We start from the raw sequence: 17818 nt of genomic DNA on the forward strand, positions 1-17818 counted from the left end.
TCGGATCACCCGGCGGGGCACCGTCAGGCTGGAGTCAGCGCACGATGTCGTAGCGTGCCAGCTTGGCCTTGTCCGCCCGTGAGGTCGAGCCCTGCAGCGCGAGCAGTTCGGCGTAGATCCCGTCCGTGGTGGCCAACTCGGCGGGCGTGCCGATCTCGTCGATGCGACCCTCACGCAGCGTGACGATCCGGTCGACGGTCGAGATGGTCGACAAGCGATGCGCGATGATCACGGTGGTGCGACCCTCCATGAGCTCGTCCAGCCCGGCCTGCACGGCGCGCTCCGACTTGGTGTCGAGCGAACTAGTGGCCTCGTCGAGGATCAGGATCGGCGCGTCCTTCAGCAGCGCCCGGGCGACCGAGAGCCGCTGCTTCTGACCGCCCGACAGCTTGATGCCGCGCTCGCCGATCTCGGTGTCGAAGCCGTCCTTGAGGCGCGAGATGAAGCTCATCGCGTTGGCGCGGCGCGCCGCGGTCTCCAACTGCTCGTCGGTGACGTCGTCGATGCCGTAGGCGATGTTCTCTCGGATGGTGCCGCTGAACAGGCTTGCGTCCTGGAACACGACGCCGATCTCGCGGCGCAGCAGCTCCGACGGCACGTCGCGCACCGACTGACCGTGCACCTCGACGGTGCCTGAGGTCGCCGGGTACAGCTTCATGAGCAGGTTGACCAGTGTCGTCTTCCCGCCACCGGACTCGCCGACGAACGCGACCCGCTCGCCCCTGTCGATGGCGAGGTTGATGTCGTTGAGGACGAGCTCGGTGGTGTCGCCGTAGCCGAAGCTGACGTCGTCAAAGGCGACGACGGGGTCGTCCTCGCGCCACTCGACGGTGGGCTGGGCCGCGCCCGACTCGTCGAGTTCGAGGGGGTTGTTCGGCTCGTCGATCTCGCCCATCACCTTGAAGTACTCGTGGCTTCCCGCGATGGCGCGCTGCGTGGTGTCGACCAGGTAGCTCATCCCGGTGACGGGCTGCTTTGCCATGTTGACCAACTGGATGAGCATCACCATCACGCCGATGCTGAAGGCGCCCTGTGCCGTCTGCACGAAGATGATGGCGAAGATCACGAAGAAGACGACGTCGAGCACGGCACGGCGCAGCGTGTCCATCTTGTGCCAGTAGGCCGACTGCTCGCCCGTGAGGCCGACGGCGTCGTTGTAGTGGTCGCCGAACTTCTTCAGTTCGTCGCGCTCGGTCACGAACGACTTCACGACGCGCATCTGGCCGATCACCTCGGCGAACCGGCCGCCCGCGATGTCATAGTGCTCGTTCTTCTGGTGCTCCCACACCTGCCACCGCTTCGACGTCAGCGCCGTCAGCCACACGAACGTCGGGTAGATGATGATGAGCAGCAGCGCGAGCCACGGCGAGTAGACCAGCGAGATCACCAGGACCGCGAACACCGTGATCAGCATCGGGAAGAAGTTGTTGGAGAACATCTGCAGGAAGTCGGTGATCGACGTGATCGACCTGTTGAGCCTGGAGATAATCGTGCCGGTCAGCTCGTTGTCGTAGTAACGCTGCGGCAGCTTGAGCAGCTTGCGGAAGTAGCGTCGTGACAGGATCGCCCGGAGCCTGGTTGCCATCAGGTCGCCCCAGTAGCCGGTCAGGTTCGTCAGCACCGAGTTCGCGAGCGACAGCACCAGCAGCCCGCCGGCCAGCCAGAGCAGCGTCGTGACGGTGCCGCCCTTGCCACCCACCATGCTGACGACGACGTCGGTCGCGCGGGCGATGACGAACGGCATCAGCAGGGCGGTCGCCGCGATGGCGACGGCTCCGACGATGATGCCGAGGTATAGATGCCACAGTTCCCTGGCCGTGCCGAGGATTCTGACGATGCTTCGCATGGGTGCTCCTTCGGCCCGAACTCTAGACCGCGGCGCCAAGGAATCAAACGCGGCTAGGGGCGCCACGCATCGTCAGCACCCGACGTTCGCCACGGGAGGAAGTCCACCCCGCCCGCGCCGCCTGATCGGCCGCTCGGCGGTCGACCGGCTACCCGATCGTCATGATGTGGGCAGGGGGCCTGCCGGAGGCGAGCAGTTCGGCCATCGTCTCGATGGACGGGGCGGCGTGCGTGAAGAACGAGAAGTAGCCATCGCACAGGTAGTTCTGGCCCGGCTGCCCGTCTGCCGAGGCGATGAACCGGTCCTTGGGGCAGCCGCCGTGGCAGGCCCACCGGACGGGGCAGCGCTGGCACTGCTGCGTCAGGCCGACCCGCTTGTAGCGACCGAACTCGCGTTGCGCCTCGGAGGTCAGCAACTTCTGGAAGCCGGACTCGTGGATGTTGCCCAGCCTGTAGTCGGGTTCGACGTAGTGGTCGCAGGAGTACACGTCGCCGTTGTGCTCGACGGCGAGCGCGCCGCCGCACTCGGGCGAGTGGACGCACAACGAGTACTGGCCGAAGCGGGCCGCGAGCATCACGTCGAAGTGCTGCACATAGACGCGGCCGACGTCGTGGCGCACCCACTCGTCGAAGATCGCCGAGAGGAAGCGTCCCCACTGCCGGGCGGTGACGGACCGGGACGTGACGGCGTCGCCGTGCTGCTGGTACAGCAGGCGCGCACCGTCGGGGCCGGTCCAGCCCTGCTCCGCGAGCTCGAGGTCCTTGGCCTCGACCCGTTCGACGATCGGGATGAACTGCATGTACTCGACGCCAAGGTCGTCGCGGAAGTAGCGGTACACGTCGAGCCCGTGCTCGGCGTTGGCGGCATTGACGGTGCACAGGACGTTGACCTCGACGCCGTGACGGCGCAGCACCTCCCAACCGCGGACAACCTGCTTGTGGGTGCCGCGTCCGGCCTTGTTGACGCGGTAGGCGTCGTGCAGTTCTGCTGGGCCGTCGACCGACAGGCCGACGAGGAAGCCCTCGTCCTTCAGGAAGCGTCCCCAGTCATCGTCGAGAAGGGTGCCGTTGGTCTGAATCGAGTGGCGCACCACCTGGCGGGGGCGGGCGTAGTGCTTGCCGAGCCGGACGGCCTCACGGAAGAACGCCAGGCCGCGCATGGTCGGTTCGCCGCCCTGCCAGGCGAACATGACCTCCCCGTCCGGCTGCCCTGCCAGGAACTCGCGGACGTAGACCTCGAGGGTCCCGGCGCTCATCCGCTGCCCGTCGGCGTCGTAGAGCAGTTCCTTGGACAGGAAGAAGCAGTAGGTGCAGTCGAGGTTGCACGCGGCCCCGGTCGGCTTGGTCACGACGGAGAAGGGCAGGGCACGCATGCCCCCACGATGGCACCTGTCGCGCCGGTTGCCAAGCGTCGGGGACACGACAGAATCGCGCGGCGCGGGAATGGCCACCACGCGCGCCCGAGGCCCACCGCGTCAGGCAGGCCCAGACGTGACGAGACCCCGCGGCCTGGGCCGCGGGGTCTGGTCGTGCGATCGGGTCAGCGCTCGTTGATCGGAACGTAGTCGCGCTCGGTGGCGCCGATGTAGATCTGGCGCGGACGCCCGATCTTGCGGCCCTTCTCGGCGTGCTGCTCGCGCCACTGGGCGATCCAGCCGGGCAGGCGGCCCAGGGCGAACAGCGCCGTGAAGTGCTGCGCCGGGAAGCCCATCGCCTCGTAGATGAGGCCCGTGTAGAAGTCCACGTTGGGGTACAGCTTGCGCTCGATGAAGTACTCGTCGTTCAGCGCCGTCTCCTCCAACTCCAGGGCCATCTCCAGGAGGTGGTTGGAGGTTCCGGAGTTGCGCAGCAACTGGTCGGCGTGGCCCTTGATGATCTTCGCGCGCGGGTCGTAGTTCTTGTAGACGCGGTGACCGAAGCCCATCAGCTTCACGCCGGACTTCTTGTCCTTGACCTGCGAGACGAAGTCCTTGATGTCGAGGCCCTCCTTCGAGATCTCGCGGAGCATCTCGAGGACGGCCTGGTTGGCGCCGCCGTGCAGCGGGCCGGACAGCGCGTGGACGCCGGAGGCCATCGACGCGTAGATGTTCGCGTCGGCCGAGCCGACGAGGCGCACCGTCGAGGTGGAGGCGTTCTGCTCGTGGTCGGCGTGCAGGATGAACAGCGTCTCGAACGCGCGCACCACGTCAGGGTCGATCTCGTACTCCTCCTGCGGGGTGCCGAACGACAGCCGCAGGTAGTTCTCGACGTAGCCGAGGTTGTTGCGCGGGTACAGGAACGGGGCGCCGATCGACGACTTGTAGGCGTAGGCGGCCAGCGTCGGCATCGAGCCCAGCAGGCGCAGGCTTGCCTCCTCGACCTGGCCCTCGTCGTGCACGTCGAGGGTGTCGCGGTTGAACGATCCGAGCGCGGTCACGCCCGCCGCGAGCACCTGCATGGGGTGGGCGCCGCGCGGGAACGCGCGGAACAGCTCGCGCATCCGCTCGTCCAGCAGCATCCGGCGCGCGATCTTGCCGTTGAACTCGTCAAGCTGCGCCTGGGTGGGGAGCTCTCCGTAGATGAGCAGGTAGGCGACCTCGATGAACGTCGCTTTCTCGGCGAGCTGCTCGATCGGGTAGCCGCGGTACTGGAGCACGCCCTTGTCGCCATCGATGAAGGTGATCGACGAGACACATGAAGCGGTGTTGACGAAGCCGGGGTCGAGGGTGGTCACTCCTGTCGTGGACAGCAGCTTTCCGATGTCGAGCCCGTCGTTGCCCTGCGTGGCTTCCACCGTCGGCAGCTCGAGTTCGGTTCCCCCGTACTTGAGGACTCCGCTATCGGTCATGCGATTCGCCTTTCTCTGGTTTTCCGGACGGCCGCCATGGGCGCCGGTTAGCTCTGTGGGGCTGTGCGGAACCCCACCATACAACCCCTTGCGAACAACTTGTAGGGATCGTTCGCCCAGCCCAGAGGCGCTGGACATAGCACGGCCCCACCCGCTATGGCGGGTGGGGCCGATCTGCTGGGTTTACGCTCAGAGGCCGTCGCGCGTCTCCGAGCGATGAACGGTCGCGCCGGTGCCTGGGTCCTGGACGGTCCGCGACTCGGTGACCCGCGAGCGGTTCATGGTCAGAAGGGACCAGATCAGCCCGATCGCGCCTGCACCCATGAGGATGTAGCCGATCATGTCGAGGCTCACGTACGGGACATCAGCGTTGACCGCGAACGCAAGGATCGCGCCGAGGGCGATCAGGACGATGGAGGTTCCGATGCGCAGGGTGATTCTCCAATCTTTTGGGGGGTGGAGTACACGGAAGCGTAACGCCGCGGCCAACACGCGGCGAAGGTTTAGCGGGATTGGTGGGCAACTGCGGCGCCGCCCACTAGGTTGACGGCGTGAGCAGCACGCATGAAGTGACGCCGCCCAAGACGGCGCTGGCCTCGTCCAAGGCATCGACGGGCAAGGTGATCTCCTGGGCCATGTGGGACTGGGGCACCCAGCCCTTCGCCACCGTCATCACCACGTTCGTCTTCGCCGTCTACCTGACCAGCGGCGCGTTCGGCGACAACGACACCCTGACCAAGAACCTCGCATGGGCGACGGGCATCGCCGGCATCTGCGTCGCCCTGCTCGCCCCGGTGCTCGGCCAAGGGGCCGACCGCAAGGGACGTCGCATGTTCCACCTGCGCTGGCAGACGTGGCTGCTCGCCGCGGTCTCTGCCGCCATGTACTTCGTGGCACCGTCTCCCGAGTACTTCTGGCTGGGCGCGATCCTGCTCGCGGGCGGCAACGTCGTCTCCGAGATCGCCAACGTCAACTACTACGCCGCCATCGACCAAGTGTCGACTCCCCGCAACGTCGGCCGGGTCAGCGGGCTCGGGTGGGGCCTCGGCTACCTCGGCGGCATCGCCATCCTTCTTGTCATCATCGCGACCCTCGGGTCCGACTTCCCGGCCTCCGACGTGCGGATCGCGATGCTGATCTGTGGCGCGTGGACGCTGCTCTTCACCATCCCGATCTTCGTGGCGCTGAAGGACCGCAAGCCCACCACCGCCGCGCCTTCGCTCGGCATCGTCGGCTCCTACAAGGCCCTGTTCGCCTCGATCCGGAGCCTGTGGCGCACCTCCCCCAACACCCTGTTCTTCCTGCTCGCCTCCGCGCTGTTCCGCGACGGCCTCGCAGGCGTGTTCACCTTCGGTGGCGTGCTCGCCGCGGGCACCTTCGGATTCAAGTTCAGCGAGGTCGTGATCTTCGGCGTGGCCGCCAACGTCACGGCGGGCGTCGCGACGATGCTTTTCGGGCTGCTCGACGACAAGCTGGGCCCCAAGCGCGTCATCCTGATCTCGCTGGTCAGCCTGGTGCTGCTCGGCACCGGCATCTTCGTCTTCCACGACGGCGGCAAGCCCGTGTTCTGGGCGCTCGGCCTTCTGATGTGCCTGTTCGTCGGCCCGGCCCAGTCGGCCAGCCGCAGCTTCCTGGCGCGCCTCATCCCCGAGGGCATGAGCGGCGAGATCTTCGGGCTCTACGCCACCACCGGTCGCGCCGTCAGCTTCCTGTCGCCCCTGCTCTTCGGCCTCGGCATCACCATCGGCCAGTCGGTGCTCAGCTCCACGCAGGAGGCGGCGCAGTACTGGGGCATCCTGGGCGTCGTCGTGGTGCTGCTCGCCGGCCTGCTCCTCGCGCTGTTCGTGAAGGACCCGCCCCGGGCGACCGAGGTTGAGGCGGCCTGAGCGGTGCGCTGGCGGCGGCACCAACGCGAGGCGCTCGACGCCATAGCGATCCCTGACGACGACCGTCACTGGGTGGTGCTGCCTCCGGGCGGCGGCAAGACGCTCGTCGGCGTCGGCGCCGCCGCAGGTTGGGACGGCAAGATCGTCGCGTTCGGCCCCAACCTGGCGATCGTCGCCCAGTGGCGGGCCGCCTGGGAGGCGTTCACGGGCGAGAAGGCCACCTCGGACAGGGAACTCCCGACCCGCTTCACCGCCCTCACCTACCAGACGCTCGCGGTGTTCGACTCCGAGTCGGACGGCACCAGCGCGAAGACCCGCCTGCACCCCAACGGCCTCGCCCTGGTCGAGCGGTTGCACGCCGCAGGCCCCATCACCCTTGTCCTCGACGAGTGCCACCACCTGCTCGAGGTATGGGGCGACCTGCTCGACGAGATCCTCGCGGATTTGCCGGAGGCGCGCATCGTCGCCCTGACTGCCACGCCCCCCGAACTGCTGACGACGACCCAGGCCGAGCGGGTGCACCGCCTGTTCGGCACCATCACGTACCAGGCGGGCATCCCCGCGCTGGTCGCCGAGGGTGACCTGGCGCCCTTCGCGGAACTGGCCTGGTTCACCCGCCCGACGCCACGCGAGGACGAGTGGCTCGACACCCGGTCGGTGCGCGCCGCGGAACTGATCACCGAACTGACGAGTGTCGACACCTACGTGCCGCTGCTGACCTGGGTCCAGATGTGGGACTTCCGCGACTTCTCGCCCGAGGTCGGCGACGCCGTCGTGCGGCTGGCGCTCGCCGGTCACCTCGACCTGCCCGAGCACGCGCACGTGTTCGAGCGGCACCGTCAGGACGTCACGCTCACGGACTGGCTGACGGTCGCCGACCTCTGGCTGGAGGCGCTGTCTACCGCCGAGCCAGAGCAGCGGGCCTTCGCGCGGCGGATCGGCGACCTGCTGCCCGGGGTCGGCTACCGGCTGACCAAGACGGGGATCAAGCCCGGGGTCCCGCTCGTCGACCGGGTGCTGAGCCGAAGCGCCTCGAAGTCGGCCGCCGCCGCCGAGATCGTCGCCCACACCGTCGGGGACGACCCGGACGCGCGGGTCCTGGTCCTGACCGACTTCTCCACCGCGACGGCGCTGCCCGCCGACCTCGACGGCGTGATCGAACCGCAGTCGGGCTCGGCGCGGTGGCTGCTCGAGGCGATGGTCGCCGACGAGCGGATCGCCCAGGCGCGACCCGTGATGGTGACGGGCACCAGCGTCGGGGCCGAGGCGTCGGTGCTGCGCGAACTGCTGCCCGACGAGACGATCACCGGCGAGGGCGTCGTCGTGCTGGAGGGCACCGGCGCGTCCCGCTGGCTGGCCGCGGCCACCGACGCCCTGAACCGCGGCTGGACCCGCTGCCTGGTCGGCACCCGAGGGCTGCTCGGCGAAGGCTGGGACGCCAGGGCCGTCTCCGGGGTGATCGACCTGACGTCCGCGACGACGTCGACGGCGATCGTGCAGACGCGCGGCAGGTCGCTGCGCTCCGACCCGCAGCACCCCGACAAGGTCGCCGTGAACTGGACGGTGACGTGCGTGGCAACCGACCGGCCGCAGGGCGACGCCGACTACCGACGCCTGGTCCGCAAGCATGCCGGGTGGTTCGCCGTCGACGAGGAGGGAGACGTGGTCGACGGGGTCGCGCACCTCGACTCCAGGCTGAGCCCCGACGTCGCCCCGGGCGACGCGGCCGTCGAGCAGGCTGACGCGAAGGCGATCGCGCCGCCGAGTGCGCACCCCGGCACGGGCGCCGATCCGCTGGCCGAACTCAACGCCCGTGCGCTGCGCCGCGCCCAGGACACCCAGGCGATCCGCACGGCCTGGGCCGCCGTCGACCCGGGGCGCCACCACCCGGTCTCGACGCTCCGCGTGGTCGGCGACCGCACCCCGAGGACGACCGTTGCGCGACGCGAGGCGCCTCCCCCGGTGCTCGCCCGGTCGGCCGGTCTCGCCGCCGCGGGCGGGGGGCTGGTTGCTCTCGGCATCGGAGTCGGCCTCGACAGCCTTCCCGCCACGCTGATCCTCCTGATGGTCGCCCTCGTGATCGGCGGGGGCTGGTGGCTGTTCCGGGCGAGGACGGTGCGCAGGGCGGTGACGACACCCCCATCGACGAGCGACTACGCGCGGGCGGTCGCCGACGCGCTGCACGCAGACGGGCAGTCCCCCGTCGGCGCCGAAGGGGTCGTCGTCGAGATCACCGCCGGCGGTGAGACGCGCATCCATCTCGAGGGCGTGGACGAGACGGTCACCGAGGTGTTCACCGACGCGCTGACCGAGGTGCTCGGGATGATCGAACAGCCGCGCTACCTGATCTCGCGACCCGTCTGGGACGACACCACCGTCCACCTCGTCGACGCGCTCCGACCTCCCACGCCCGACCGGGAGGTGTGGCACCAGGTGCCGAGCACGCTGGCCACGCTGCGCAGCAGGGCCGACCTGTTCGCCGAGGCGTGGACCCGCCACGTCGGCCCGGGCCGCGCGGTCTTCGTCGGCACCCCCGAGGGCACCGGCCTGCTGCAGGCTTTGAAGTGGACCTCGCCGTTCGGCTCTGACGCCGGCCTCTCCGTCGTCACCCGACGGCACTGGTAGCCGCTACCGTCGTCGCATGACGATCGAGAACCCGACCATGGCGGGCTACGAGTTCCTCACCGACATGTACGCGAGCGACTACTTCCCCGACGCGCTGGTCGCGAAGGGCGAGGCGATCCTGCGGGAACTGTGCGAGCGCGTCGAGGCCGAGCGTCCCGCGGACCTTCCCGCCATCTACGCGCTGACCCACGAGGCGACCGTGCGCTTCAACGATCTCCAGGAGGACTTCTGGGAGGCCGACAGCGAGATCGAGACGGCGGCCAGGGACTGCATCGCCGGGGACTTCGGCGCGATCGCCGATGCCTACGGCTTCACCAACGCGGACCTGGAGGAACTCGTCGCGCCCCGCGACTGGTGACCGCGGCCCTTCCGCCCTTGGTGAGCGGCTAGCCGGGCAGGAACCCGAGCGCCTCGACGGCGGACGCCTCGCGTTCCAGTTCCTCGACGGAGGCGGCCAGTTTCGCCTTCGCGAACGCGTTCAGCGTCAGCCCGGGCACGATCGTCGCGTCACCGGCGACGTCTCACTGGCGCGGGCATCGCTCGATGAACTCGCCGAGACGGCGATGGCAGACGGATGCACCGCGACCAACCCTGTCGTCCCTACGCACGCGGACCTGGTCTCGCTGATCCGCAGCGTCTGCTGACAAGCCACCTCCGGACCGTTCCGGTGCTGCTCAAAGTCACCCCGCTGATTTACCGGTAACATCTCAGTCCTAGACTGCCCACGGGTGACAAATGCTCGGGTTCAATCGTTCGATTTGATAGCACATGAATCGTTACGGATCTGCAACCTCGGGGACACCGTTTCAGCTTGACGCAAGGGTTGCGCGGGTCGAAACTTCCCATTGGAGACCCCGGCGATCCACTCTGACATAGGAGTTCGGAGGAGATCGGGTCGACACCTCGGGGGGCAGGCATGGAGCCGGCCGCCCAGACGTTCTCAGGAGGAACGAATGAAGCTTCGCAAGCTTGCAGTGGCCGCAGCCGGCCTGCTGCTGACGCTGTCGATGGCCGCGTGCGCCGGCGGCGGCGCCGGCTCCGGCAGCACCCCTGCCCCCACCGCCGGTGGCGGCGAGTCCAAGCCCGCTGTGGCAGGCGGCAAGGTCGGCGTGTCGATGCCGACCCGCACGTCCGAGCGCTGGATCCAGGACGGCAACGCCGTCGAGAAGCAGCTCAAGGAGGCCGGCTACGAGGTCTCGCTGCAGTTCGCCAACGACGACATCCCGACCCAGGCGCAGCAGATCGACCAGATGATCACCCAGGGCGTCAAGGTCCTGATCATCGCCTCGATCGACGGCACGGCCCTCGCCCCGCAGCTCGACGCGGCCGCCGCCAAGGGCATCAAGGTCATCGCGTACGACCGCCTGATCCGCGACTCCAAGAACGTCGACTTCTACGTCTCCTTCGACAACTTCAAGGTCGGCGTCGCCCAGGGCGAGTCCCTCATCGAGGGCCTCAAGGCCAGCGGCAAGCCCGCCCCGTGGAACGTCGAGCTGTTCGCAGGCTCCCTCGACGACAACAACGCACACTTCTTCTTCAACGGCGCGATGTCGGTCATCCAGCCGATGATCGACAGCGGCGACATCAAGATCGTTTCGGGCCAGACCTCGATCGACCAGGCCGCGACGCTGCGTTGGCAGCAGGAGACCGCGCAGAAGCGCATGGAGGACCTGCTGACGGCCAACTACCAGGGCGGCACCAAGGTTGACGGCGTGCTGTCGGCCTACGACGGCCTGTCCCGCGGCATCATCACCGCCCTGCAGAACAACGGCTACTCCGGCACCGTCGGCGCCGGCTTCCCCGTCGTGACCGGCCAGGACGCCGAGATCGCCTCCGTCAAGCTGATCCAGGACGGCATCCAGTACTCGACGATCTTCAAGGACACCCGTCTCCTGGCCGCGCAGGCCGTGAAGTCGGCGACCGACCTGCTCGAGGGCAAGGAGCCCGAGGCCAACAACACCAAGGACTACGACAACGGCGTGAAGGTCGTTCCCTCGTACCTCCTGGACGTGGTCACGGTCACCAAGGCAAACATCACCGAGGCGCTGGTCGACAGCGGCTACTGGACCCAGGCGCAGATCGACAAGGGCGTCGCCTGATCTGAGACCGTGGTACGGCCCGGCATCGCGTGTCGGTGCCGGGCCGTTTCACCCTCAGCTCCGCGCACAAGAAAGGTCAGGAACAGATGGCCAAGCTTCTCCGGATGGAGAACATCACCAAGACATTCCCCGGCGTCAAGGCACTCTCCAACGTCAACCTCGAGGTGGAGGAGGGCGAGATCCACGCCATCTGCGGCGAGAACGGCGCAGGCAAGTCGACGCTGATGAAGGTGCTCTCGGGCGTCTACCCGATGGGCACCTACGAGGGCGACATCGTCTTCGAAGACCGGGTCTGCAGCTTCTCCAACATCAATGACTCGGAGAAGGCAGGCATCGTCATCATCCACCAGGAGTTGGCGCTGGTGCCGCTGCTCTCGATCGCCGAGAACATCTTCCTCGGCAACGAGCAGGTCGAGTCCGGGCGGATCAACTGGAACCGGACCAACCACGAGGCGGCGAAGCTGCTTGCCCGGGTCGGCCTTGACGAGAATCCCGTCACCCCGATCAACCAGATCGGCGTCGGAAAGCAGCAGTTGGTCGAGATCGCCAAGGCGCTCTCCAAGGAGGTCAAGCTCCTGATCCTCGACGAGCCGACGGCAGCCCTCAACGACACCGACTCCGCGCACCTGCTCGAACTGCTCCGGCAGCTCAAGGCGGAGGGCATCACGTCCATCATGATCTCGCACAAGCTGAACGAGATCGTCGCCATCGCCGACTCCACCACCGTCATCCGAGACGGCTCGACCATCGAGACCCTCGAGCGCGGGCCGGAGATGACCCAGGAACGGATCATCCGCGGCATGGTCGGACGCGACCTCGACAGCCTCTTCCCCGATCACACGCCCAACATCGGCGAGGAGATCATGCGGGTCGAGGACTGGACGGTCATGCACCCGACCGTTGCGGGACGCAAGGTGGCCGACAGCGCCAGCTTCGACGTCCGCGCCGGCGAGATCGTCGGCATCGCAGGCCTGATGGGCGCTGGTCGCACCGAGCTCGCCATGAGCATCTTCGGGGAGTCCTACGGTCGCAAGATCGGCGGACAGCTCTACCTGCACGGCCAGCCGGTCCATCTGAGGTCCGTCGACGCCGCCATCGACGCGGGGCTTGCCTACGCCACCGAGGACCGCAAGCGCTACGGGCTGAACCTGATCGACGACATCCGGCACAACATCTCGGCCGCATCGCTGAAGAAGATCTCCAATGGCGCGACCGTCGTCAACTCCAATGAGGAGATCAAGGTCGCAGAGAGCTTCCGCAAGTCGATGCGGATCAAGACCCCGACGGTGATGAACATCGTCGGACAACTCTCGGGCGGCAACCAGCAGAAGGTCGTGCTTTCCAAGTGGATGATGACCGAGCCTGACGTCCTGATCCTCGACGAGCCGACCCGCGGCATCGACGTCGGCGCCAAGTACGAGATCTACACCATCATCAACGCGCTCGCCGACGCCGGAAAGGCCGTCGTGGTGATCTCCTCGGAGCTCCCCGAACTGCTGGGCATCTGCGACCGCATTTTCACGCTGGCCTTCGGCCGCATCACCGGCCAATTCACCCGCGAAGAGGCCAATCAGGAGAACCTCATGAAGCTCATGACCAAGGAAAGGGAGGTCGCGTGATGGCCGCCCTCAAGGACATGTTCACCAAGAACCTGCGACAGAGCGGCATCCTGATCGCCTTCGTCGCCATCACCCTGCTGTTCACGATCCTGACCAAGGGCGTCCTCCTGGACCCCCAGAACGTCACCAACATCGTGCTGCAGTACTCCTACATCCTGATCCTCGCGATCGGCATGCTCTTCGTCATCGTCATCGGGCACATCGACCTGTCGGTCGGCTCGGTGATGGCCCTCGTCGGTGCCATCGCCGCGACCATGATCATCAAGGCAGGCATGCCGTGGTGGCTTGCCGTCATCGCCGGCATCGGCGTCGGCCTCCTGATCGGCGCATGGCAGGGCTTCTGGGTGGCCTACGTCGGCATCCCCGGCTTCATCGTGACGCTGTCGGGCATGCTCCTGTTCCGCGGCATGACGTTCCTGGTGCTCGACTCGGTGTCGCTTTCCCCCATGACGCCGGAGTACCAGGCGATCGCGACAGGCTTCCTCAACGGACTGTTGGGAGGCATGGGCTTCGACCTGTTCACCATGGTCGTCGGCGCCCTCGCCGTGGTCGGCTACGCCTGGTCGCAGTGGCGCACCCGGATGGCCCGCATCAAGTACGAGCAGCAGGTCGAGTCGATGGCGCTGTTCATCGTCAAGCTGGTCCTGATCGCGGCCGTCGTGCTGTTCTTCGCCTGGAAGCTGGCCACCTCACGCGGCTTCCCGATCGTGCTGTTCATCCTCGCCGCGCTGATCCTGATCTACGGCTACGTGTCGAAGAACACCATCTACGGTCGCCACGTCTTCGCCATCGGTGGCAACCTCAACGCCGCGCTGCTCTCGGGCGTCAAGGTGAAGAGGACGCTGTTCATGGCCTACGTGAACATGGGCCTGCTCGCGGGCATCGCGGGCATCGTCTACTCGTCGCGCTCGAACGGCGCCCAGCCCGCTGCGGGTAACGGCATCGAACTCGACGCCATCGCGGCCTGTTTCATCGGTGGCGCGGCCGTCACCGGCGGCGTCGGCACGGTCGGCGGCGCCATGGTCGGTGGCCTCGTGATGGCCGTGATGACCAACGGCATGCAGTTGATGGGCGTTCCGACGTCGATCCAGCAGATCGTCAAGGGCCTCGTGCTGCTGCTCGCAGTCGCCTTCGACATCTGGAACAAGCGGAGGGCCGCGGCCGCCAAGGCCTGATCCTCCAGATTCCACGCGACGGCACGCTCCCCAGGGGGCGTGCCGTCGTCGCGTCCTAAGGTGGTCACGTGCAGCAATGGATGTATCGGATCGAAGGGCTCGAGGTGCAGGTCGTCGCGTCCGACGCCGCCGAGGATGAGCAGACGTTCGTGCTTGTGCATGGCATCGGCGTGGCCGCCTCGTACTTCGAACCGCTGGCCCGCGAACTCCGCTCCCGCGGCCGGGTGGTCGCCGTCAACCTGCCTGGCTTCGGGCCGACCAAGGACCCCGACCACGCGGTGCGGATCTCCCAGTTCGCGCGGGTGGCGCGGGAGGCGGTCGCCCGCAGCGGCGTTGAGACCGCCGTGTGGGTGGGCCACTCGATGGGAACCCAGGTCGTCACGGAGGCCGTCGCCCAGGACCCGAAGATCGCCACCCGGGTCGTCCTGCTCTCCCCCGTCGTCAACATCCGGGAGCGCCGCCCACGCACCCTCGCATGGCGGTTCGCCCGCTCGGCGGCGCGCGAGTCGGTCCCTTCCGCCGCGGCGTCGGTGAAGGCCCTGCTTGGCGGCGGGCTGCGCTCCTTCGTGCGGACCTTCCCGATCATGGTCGCCTACCCCATCGAGGAGCGGATCCGCGCCGTCCCGAACGACGTGCTGCTGGTCACCGGCGAACTGGACGAGACGGCGCCGCGCGACTGGCTGGACTACCTGGGGCAGCGGGCCGGGGGCAGCGCCGAGGTGCAGGTCGTGCCGCACGCCTCGCACCAGGCGATGTTCACCAGGCCCGACGTGGTGGCCGGCCTGATCTGCGGGGATGCCGGTGCGTGAGGGCATCGCCCGCCTCGCGTCGTTCGCCAGGGACTGGACGATCGGGCTGAGCGACCTGGCCCGTGCGATCCTCCCAGGCCGCAGACCCGCCCGCCCCGGACACGGCGGTGAGTGCGCCGCCATCCCCGTCGTGGTGCTGCCGGGCATCCTCGAGAATCCGCGCTACCTGAGCCCGTTCACGACGTGGCTCGCGGCCGCCGGGCACCCGGTCACGACGGTGGCATCACTCGGCTGGAACGTGTCTGGGCTCGCGACCTCCGTCGACCGGGTGTTCGACGAGGTCGGCGGGATGGGCCTGCGCGACGCCGTCCTCGTGGCCCACTCGAAGGGCGGGCTGATCGGCAAGGCGATGCTGCGCGACCCGCGTTCTCAGGGGATGCTGATCGGCATGGTCGCCGTCGCGACCCCGTTCTCCGGATCGGTGCTGTGGGAGCGTGCCCAGGCGACCGCCGCGGTGCGCCGCTCCCCGCTCGGCCTCTTCCACCCGGCGAGCGCCGAACTGGCTGGCCTCGCCGTCGACGGCTCCGTCAACGCCCGGATCGTGTCGCTGCAGCCGAGCTTCGACCAGGTCGTGCCGAAAGGCTCGCACCTCGAGGGCGCCGTCAACGAGATGCTCCCGGTCGGCGGCCACTTCCGCTCGGTGCGCGACCCGGCGTCCTGGGCGGTGATCCACGCCCACGTGGATCGGCTGGGCGCGACCCGATCTTGAGCTAGTGAGGCAGGGGCGACAGGGCGGCGAGGTCGTCGCGGACCTGCTTGCGCAGCACCTTCCCGAGCATCGACTTGGGCAGTTCGTCGATGAGGTAGAAGTCGCGCGGCACCTTGTATCCGGTCAGCCGCTCCTTGCACCAGGCGCGCAGGTCGGCGTGGGTCAGAGTCGTGCCGGGCTCCGGGGTGATGGCGGCGATGACGCGCTCGCCCCCGACCTCCTCGTTGGGAAGTCCGACCACAGCGACGTCGCGCACCCCTGGGTGCGTGAGCAGGACGGCCTCGACCTCGGAGGGCGCGACGTTGAAGCCGCCGGTGATGATCAGTTCCTTGACCCGGTCGACGATCGAGGTGAAGCCGTCCTCGTCGACCGTGACGATGTCGCCGGTGCGCAGCCAGCGCCCTGGCAGCAGGGTCTTCTCTGTCTCCACCTCGTTGTGCCAGTAGCCATGGAACACCTGCGGGCCGTGGATGAGGAGTTCGCCGCGCTCGCCCTGCGCGACCTCGCGGGTCGGGTCCTCCGGGTCGACGACCTTCATCCAGGTGCTGGGGAACGGGACGCCGATGGTGCCCGTCCGGCGCGACGCCGCGAACGGGTTGCCGAGGCACACCGGCGATGCCTCGGTCATGCCGTACCCCTCGACGAGCAGCCCGCCGGAGACCGACTCCCACAGTTCGACGGTGGAGTTGGGCAGCGACATCGCGCCGGAGATGCAGTACTTGGCCGTGCGAAGCGAGATGCCGCGTTCCTTTGCGCGCTTCGCCGTCGCCTCGTAGATCGGAGGCACGGCGCAGTACACCGTCGGCGGGTGCTTCTTGGCCGCGTCGAGCACCATGTCGACGTCGAACTGCGGGAAGAGCACCAGGCGGGCCTGCTTGAGGATGCCGTAGGTCAGGAAGAGCGTCATGCCGAACGCGTGGAACATCGGCAGGATCGCGTAGAACGTCTCCCTGCGATACTGCGCGCCGTGCATCCACGCCTCGCCCTGGCGGGCGTTGGAGAACAGGTTGGAGTGCGTGAGGATCGCGCCCTTCGGCTGGCCGGTGGTGCCGGAGGTGTACTGGACGACCGCGACGTCGTCGACCGTCGGGCGCGGGTGGCCAGGGTCGATCGGCGGGCTGCTGAGCAGCTTCTCCCAACTGATGGTGTCGCGCGCGGGCTGGGTGAGCCTGTCGCGGGTCTGGCGAAGCTTCTTGACGGGGAGGCTGAGCGCCAGGCGCTTGACGGTGGGGAACGCCTGCAGCAGGTTGACCGCCACGATGGCGTCGAGGGTGATGTCGGCGGGCTGTTCGCGCAGCTTGGCGACGGCCACGTCCCACGCGATGACGACGCGCGCGCCGTGGTCCTCGAAGAGGTGGCGCAGTTCGCGGGCCGTGTAGAGCGGGTTGTGCTCGACCACGATCGCGCCAAGGCGCAGCACCGCGTAGAACGCGACGACATGCTGGGGGCAGTTGGGCAGGATCAGCGCGACCCGGTCGCCCGCCTTGACGCCGAGCCCACGCAGCCCTTCCGCCGCGCGGGAGATCTGATCGCCGAGGGAGGTGTAGGTCGTCTCCTTGCCGAAGAACTCAAGCGCGACCGCGTCGCCTCCCTCCGCCACAGATCTTTCGTAGAGCCCGACAAGTGATTCGGTGGGCAGTTCGATCTCGGCGGGGACCCCGGGCTGATAGTGCTTGGTCCAGGGTGCGGGTAGGGACGATGTACTCATGGGGCCATCATCTCAGGTCGCCTCCCGGGCGCCGCGAGGGCCGAGCGGTAGAGCCGGATGAGGGCATGGCCGTCGTCGGCGCTGACGCCACGGATCGTCGGGAGTGCCGTGACGAACCGGAAGCCGAACCGGTCGTGCAGCGCGATCGAGGCGGCGTTGTGTTCGTTGGTGAAGTAGAACGCCTCCGACGCGCGGTGGGCGATCCAGTCGAGACGGTCCCGCGTCAACAGGAGACCGATGCCCCGGCGCCGCCACTGGTCCGCAACGACGACGCCGCCGAGGTAGTGCCCTGCGGGCGCGACGCCGTCCGCCTCGAGGTGGCGGTGGGTCTTGGCGAACCCGACCACCCGACCCTCGTGCGTGGCGACCAACGCGAGCCTGTCGACGCGCTCCTCGAACGCCCTTTCCGGCCAGGCCGGGCGACCCAGGGTCGCACAGACGGCGGCCGCCACCGGGTGATCGCCGGGCCGGGCTGGGCGGATGAGGAGATCGCTCACCCGATATGTCTACCAGGGG

The 17818-nt window shown here is 68.0% G+C and carries 14 protein-coding genes; 8 read left to right on the forward strand and 6 right to left on the reverse strand.

The genetic code is table 11. The annotated features are described in order from the left end of the window. Positions 1–34: 34 nt before the first annotated feature. The 4 genes from BW730_RS12900 to BW730_RS12915 form a co-directional block, all read right to left on the reverse strand. Positions 35–1846, reverse strand: a complete 1812-nt coding sequence (locus BW730_RS12900; protein ID WP_077686606.1) for an ABC transporter ATP-binding protein — start codon at positions 1844–1846, stop codon at positions 35–37. A gap of 148 nt (positions 1847–1994) precedes the next feature. Beyond that, positions 1995–3218: an anaerobic sulfatase maturase gene (locus tag BW730_RS12905; RefSeq protein WP_077686607.1), complete on the reverse strand. Its 1224-nt coding sequence runs from the start codon at positions 3216–3218 to the stop codon at positions 1995–1997. A gap of 167 nt (positions 3219–3385) precedes the next feature. Then, positions 3386–4672 (reverse strand): citrate synthase, encoded by a 1287-nt coding sequence (locus BW730_RS12910; RefSeq protein ID WP_077686608.1) that lies wholly within the window; start codon positions 4670–4672, stop codon positions 3386–3388. 189 nt (positions 4673–4861) lie between these two features. Beyond that, entirely contained in the window at positions 4862–5164 is a 303-nt protein-coding gene (locus BW730_RS12915; protein WP_226996796.1) for a DUF6458 family protein, read from the reverse strand. A gap of 59 nt (positions 5165–5223) precedes the next feature. Here BW730_RS12915 and BW730_RS12920 point away from each other — a divergent pair, with 59 nt between their 5' ends. The 8 genes from BW730_RS12920 (at position 5224) to BW730_RS12955 (ending at position 15594) form a co-directional block, all read left to right on the forward strand. Further along, positions 5224–6558, forward strand: coding sequence for an MFS transporter (locus BW730_RS12920; RefSeq protein ID WP_226996800.1), 1335 nt, complete (start codon positions 5224–5226; stop codon positions 6556–6558). A gap of 3 nt (positions 6559–6561) precedes the next feature. Continuing rightward, complete coding sequence (locus BW730_RS12925; protein ID WP_077686609.1) at positions 6562–9183, forward strand: DEAD/DEAH box helicase; 2622 nt, start codon at positions 6562–6564, stop codon at positions 9181–9183. A 16-nt stretch (positions 9184–9199) separates the two neighbouring features. Continuing rightward, positions 9200–9541 carry a DUF5713 family protein gene (locus BW730_RS12930; RefSeq protein ID WP_077686610.1) on the forward strand — a complete coding sequence of 114 codons (342 nt, stop codon included), beginning with the start codon at positions 9200–9202 and terminating at the stop codon, positions 9539–9541. 595 nt (positions 9542–10136) lie between these two features. Then, positions 10137–11282 (forward strand): multiple monosaccharide ABC transporter substrate-binding protein, encoded by a 1146-nt coding sequence (gene chvE / locus BW730_RS12935; protein ID WP_077686611.1) that lies wholly within the window; start codon positions 10137–10139, stop codon positions 11280–11282. 86 nt (positions 11283–11368) lie between these two features. Beyond that, positions 11369–12901, forward strand: a complete 1533-nt coding sequence (gene mmsA, locus BW730_RS12940; protein ID WP_077686612.1) for a multiple monosaccharide ABC transporter ATP-binding protein — start codon at positions 11369–11371, stop codon at positions 12899–12901. After that, positions 12901–14076 (forward strand): multiple monosaccharide ABC transporter permease, encoded by a 1176-nt coding sequence (mmsB, locus tag BW730_RS12945; RefSeq protein WP_077686613.1) that lies wholly within the window; start codon positions 12901–12903, stop codon positions 14074–14076. Before mmsA ends, mmsB begins: the two co-directional genes overlap by 1 nt. Before the next feature lie 68 nt (positions 14077–14144). Continuing rightward, positions 14145–14885, forward strand: a complete 741-nt coding sequence (locus BW730_RS12950; RefSeq protein WP_077686614.1) for an alpha/beta fold hydrolase — start codon at positions 14145–14147, stop codon at positions 14883–14885. Continuing rightward, the gene (locus BW730_RS12955) at positions 14878–15594 is read left to right on the forward strand and encodes an esterase/lipase family protein (protein ID WP_145952859.1); all 717 of its coding nucleotides are present in this window, start codon (positions 14878–14880) and stop codon (positions 15592–15594) included. Before BW730_RS12950 ends, BW730_RS12955 begins: the two co-directional genes overlap by 8 nt. 1 nt (position 15595) lies before the next feature. On the opposite strand, the gene BW730_RS12960 is transcribed toward BW730_RS12955, so the two are convergent. Together BW730_RS12960 and BW730_RS12965 are read right to left on the reverse strand one after the other, a co-directional pair. Beyond that, the gene (locus tag BW730_RS12960; protein ID WP_077686616.1) at positions 15596–17302 is read right to left on the reverse strand and encodes a long-chain-fatty-acid--CoA ligase; all 1707 of its coding nucleotides are present in this window, start codon (positions 17300–17302) and stop codon (positions 15596–15598) included. Continuing rightward, a complete protein-coding gene (locus BW730_RS12965) occupies positions 17299–17799 on the reverse strand; it encodes a GNAT family N-acetyltransferase (protein WP_077686617.1) in 501 nt (166 codons plus the stop codon). The genes BW730_RS12960 and BW730_RS12965 overlap by 4 nt, the downstream gene beginning before the upstream one ends. Positions 17800–17818: the final 19 nt, after the last annotated feature.

The sequence above is a fragment of the Tessaracoccus aquimaris genome (assembly GCF_001997345.1).
GTDB classification, from domain to species: Bacteria; Actinomycetota; Actinomycetes; order Propionibacteriales; family Propionibacteriaceae; genus Arachnia; species Arachnia aquimaris.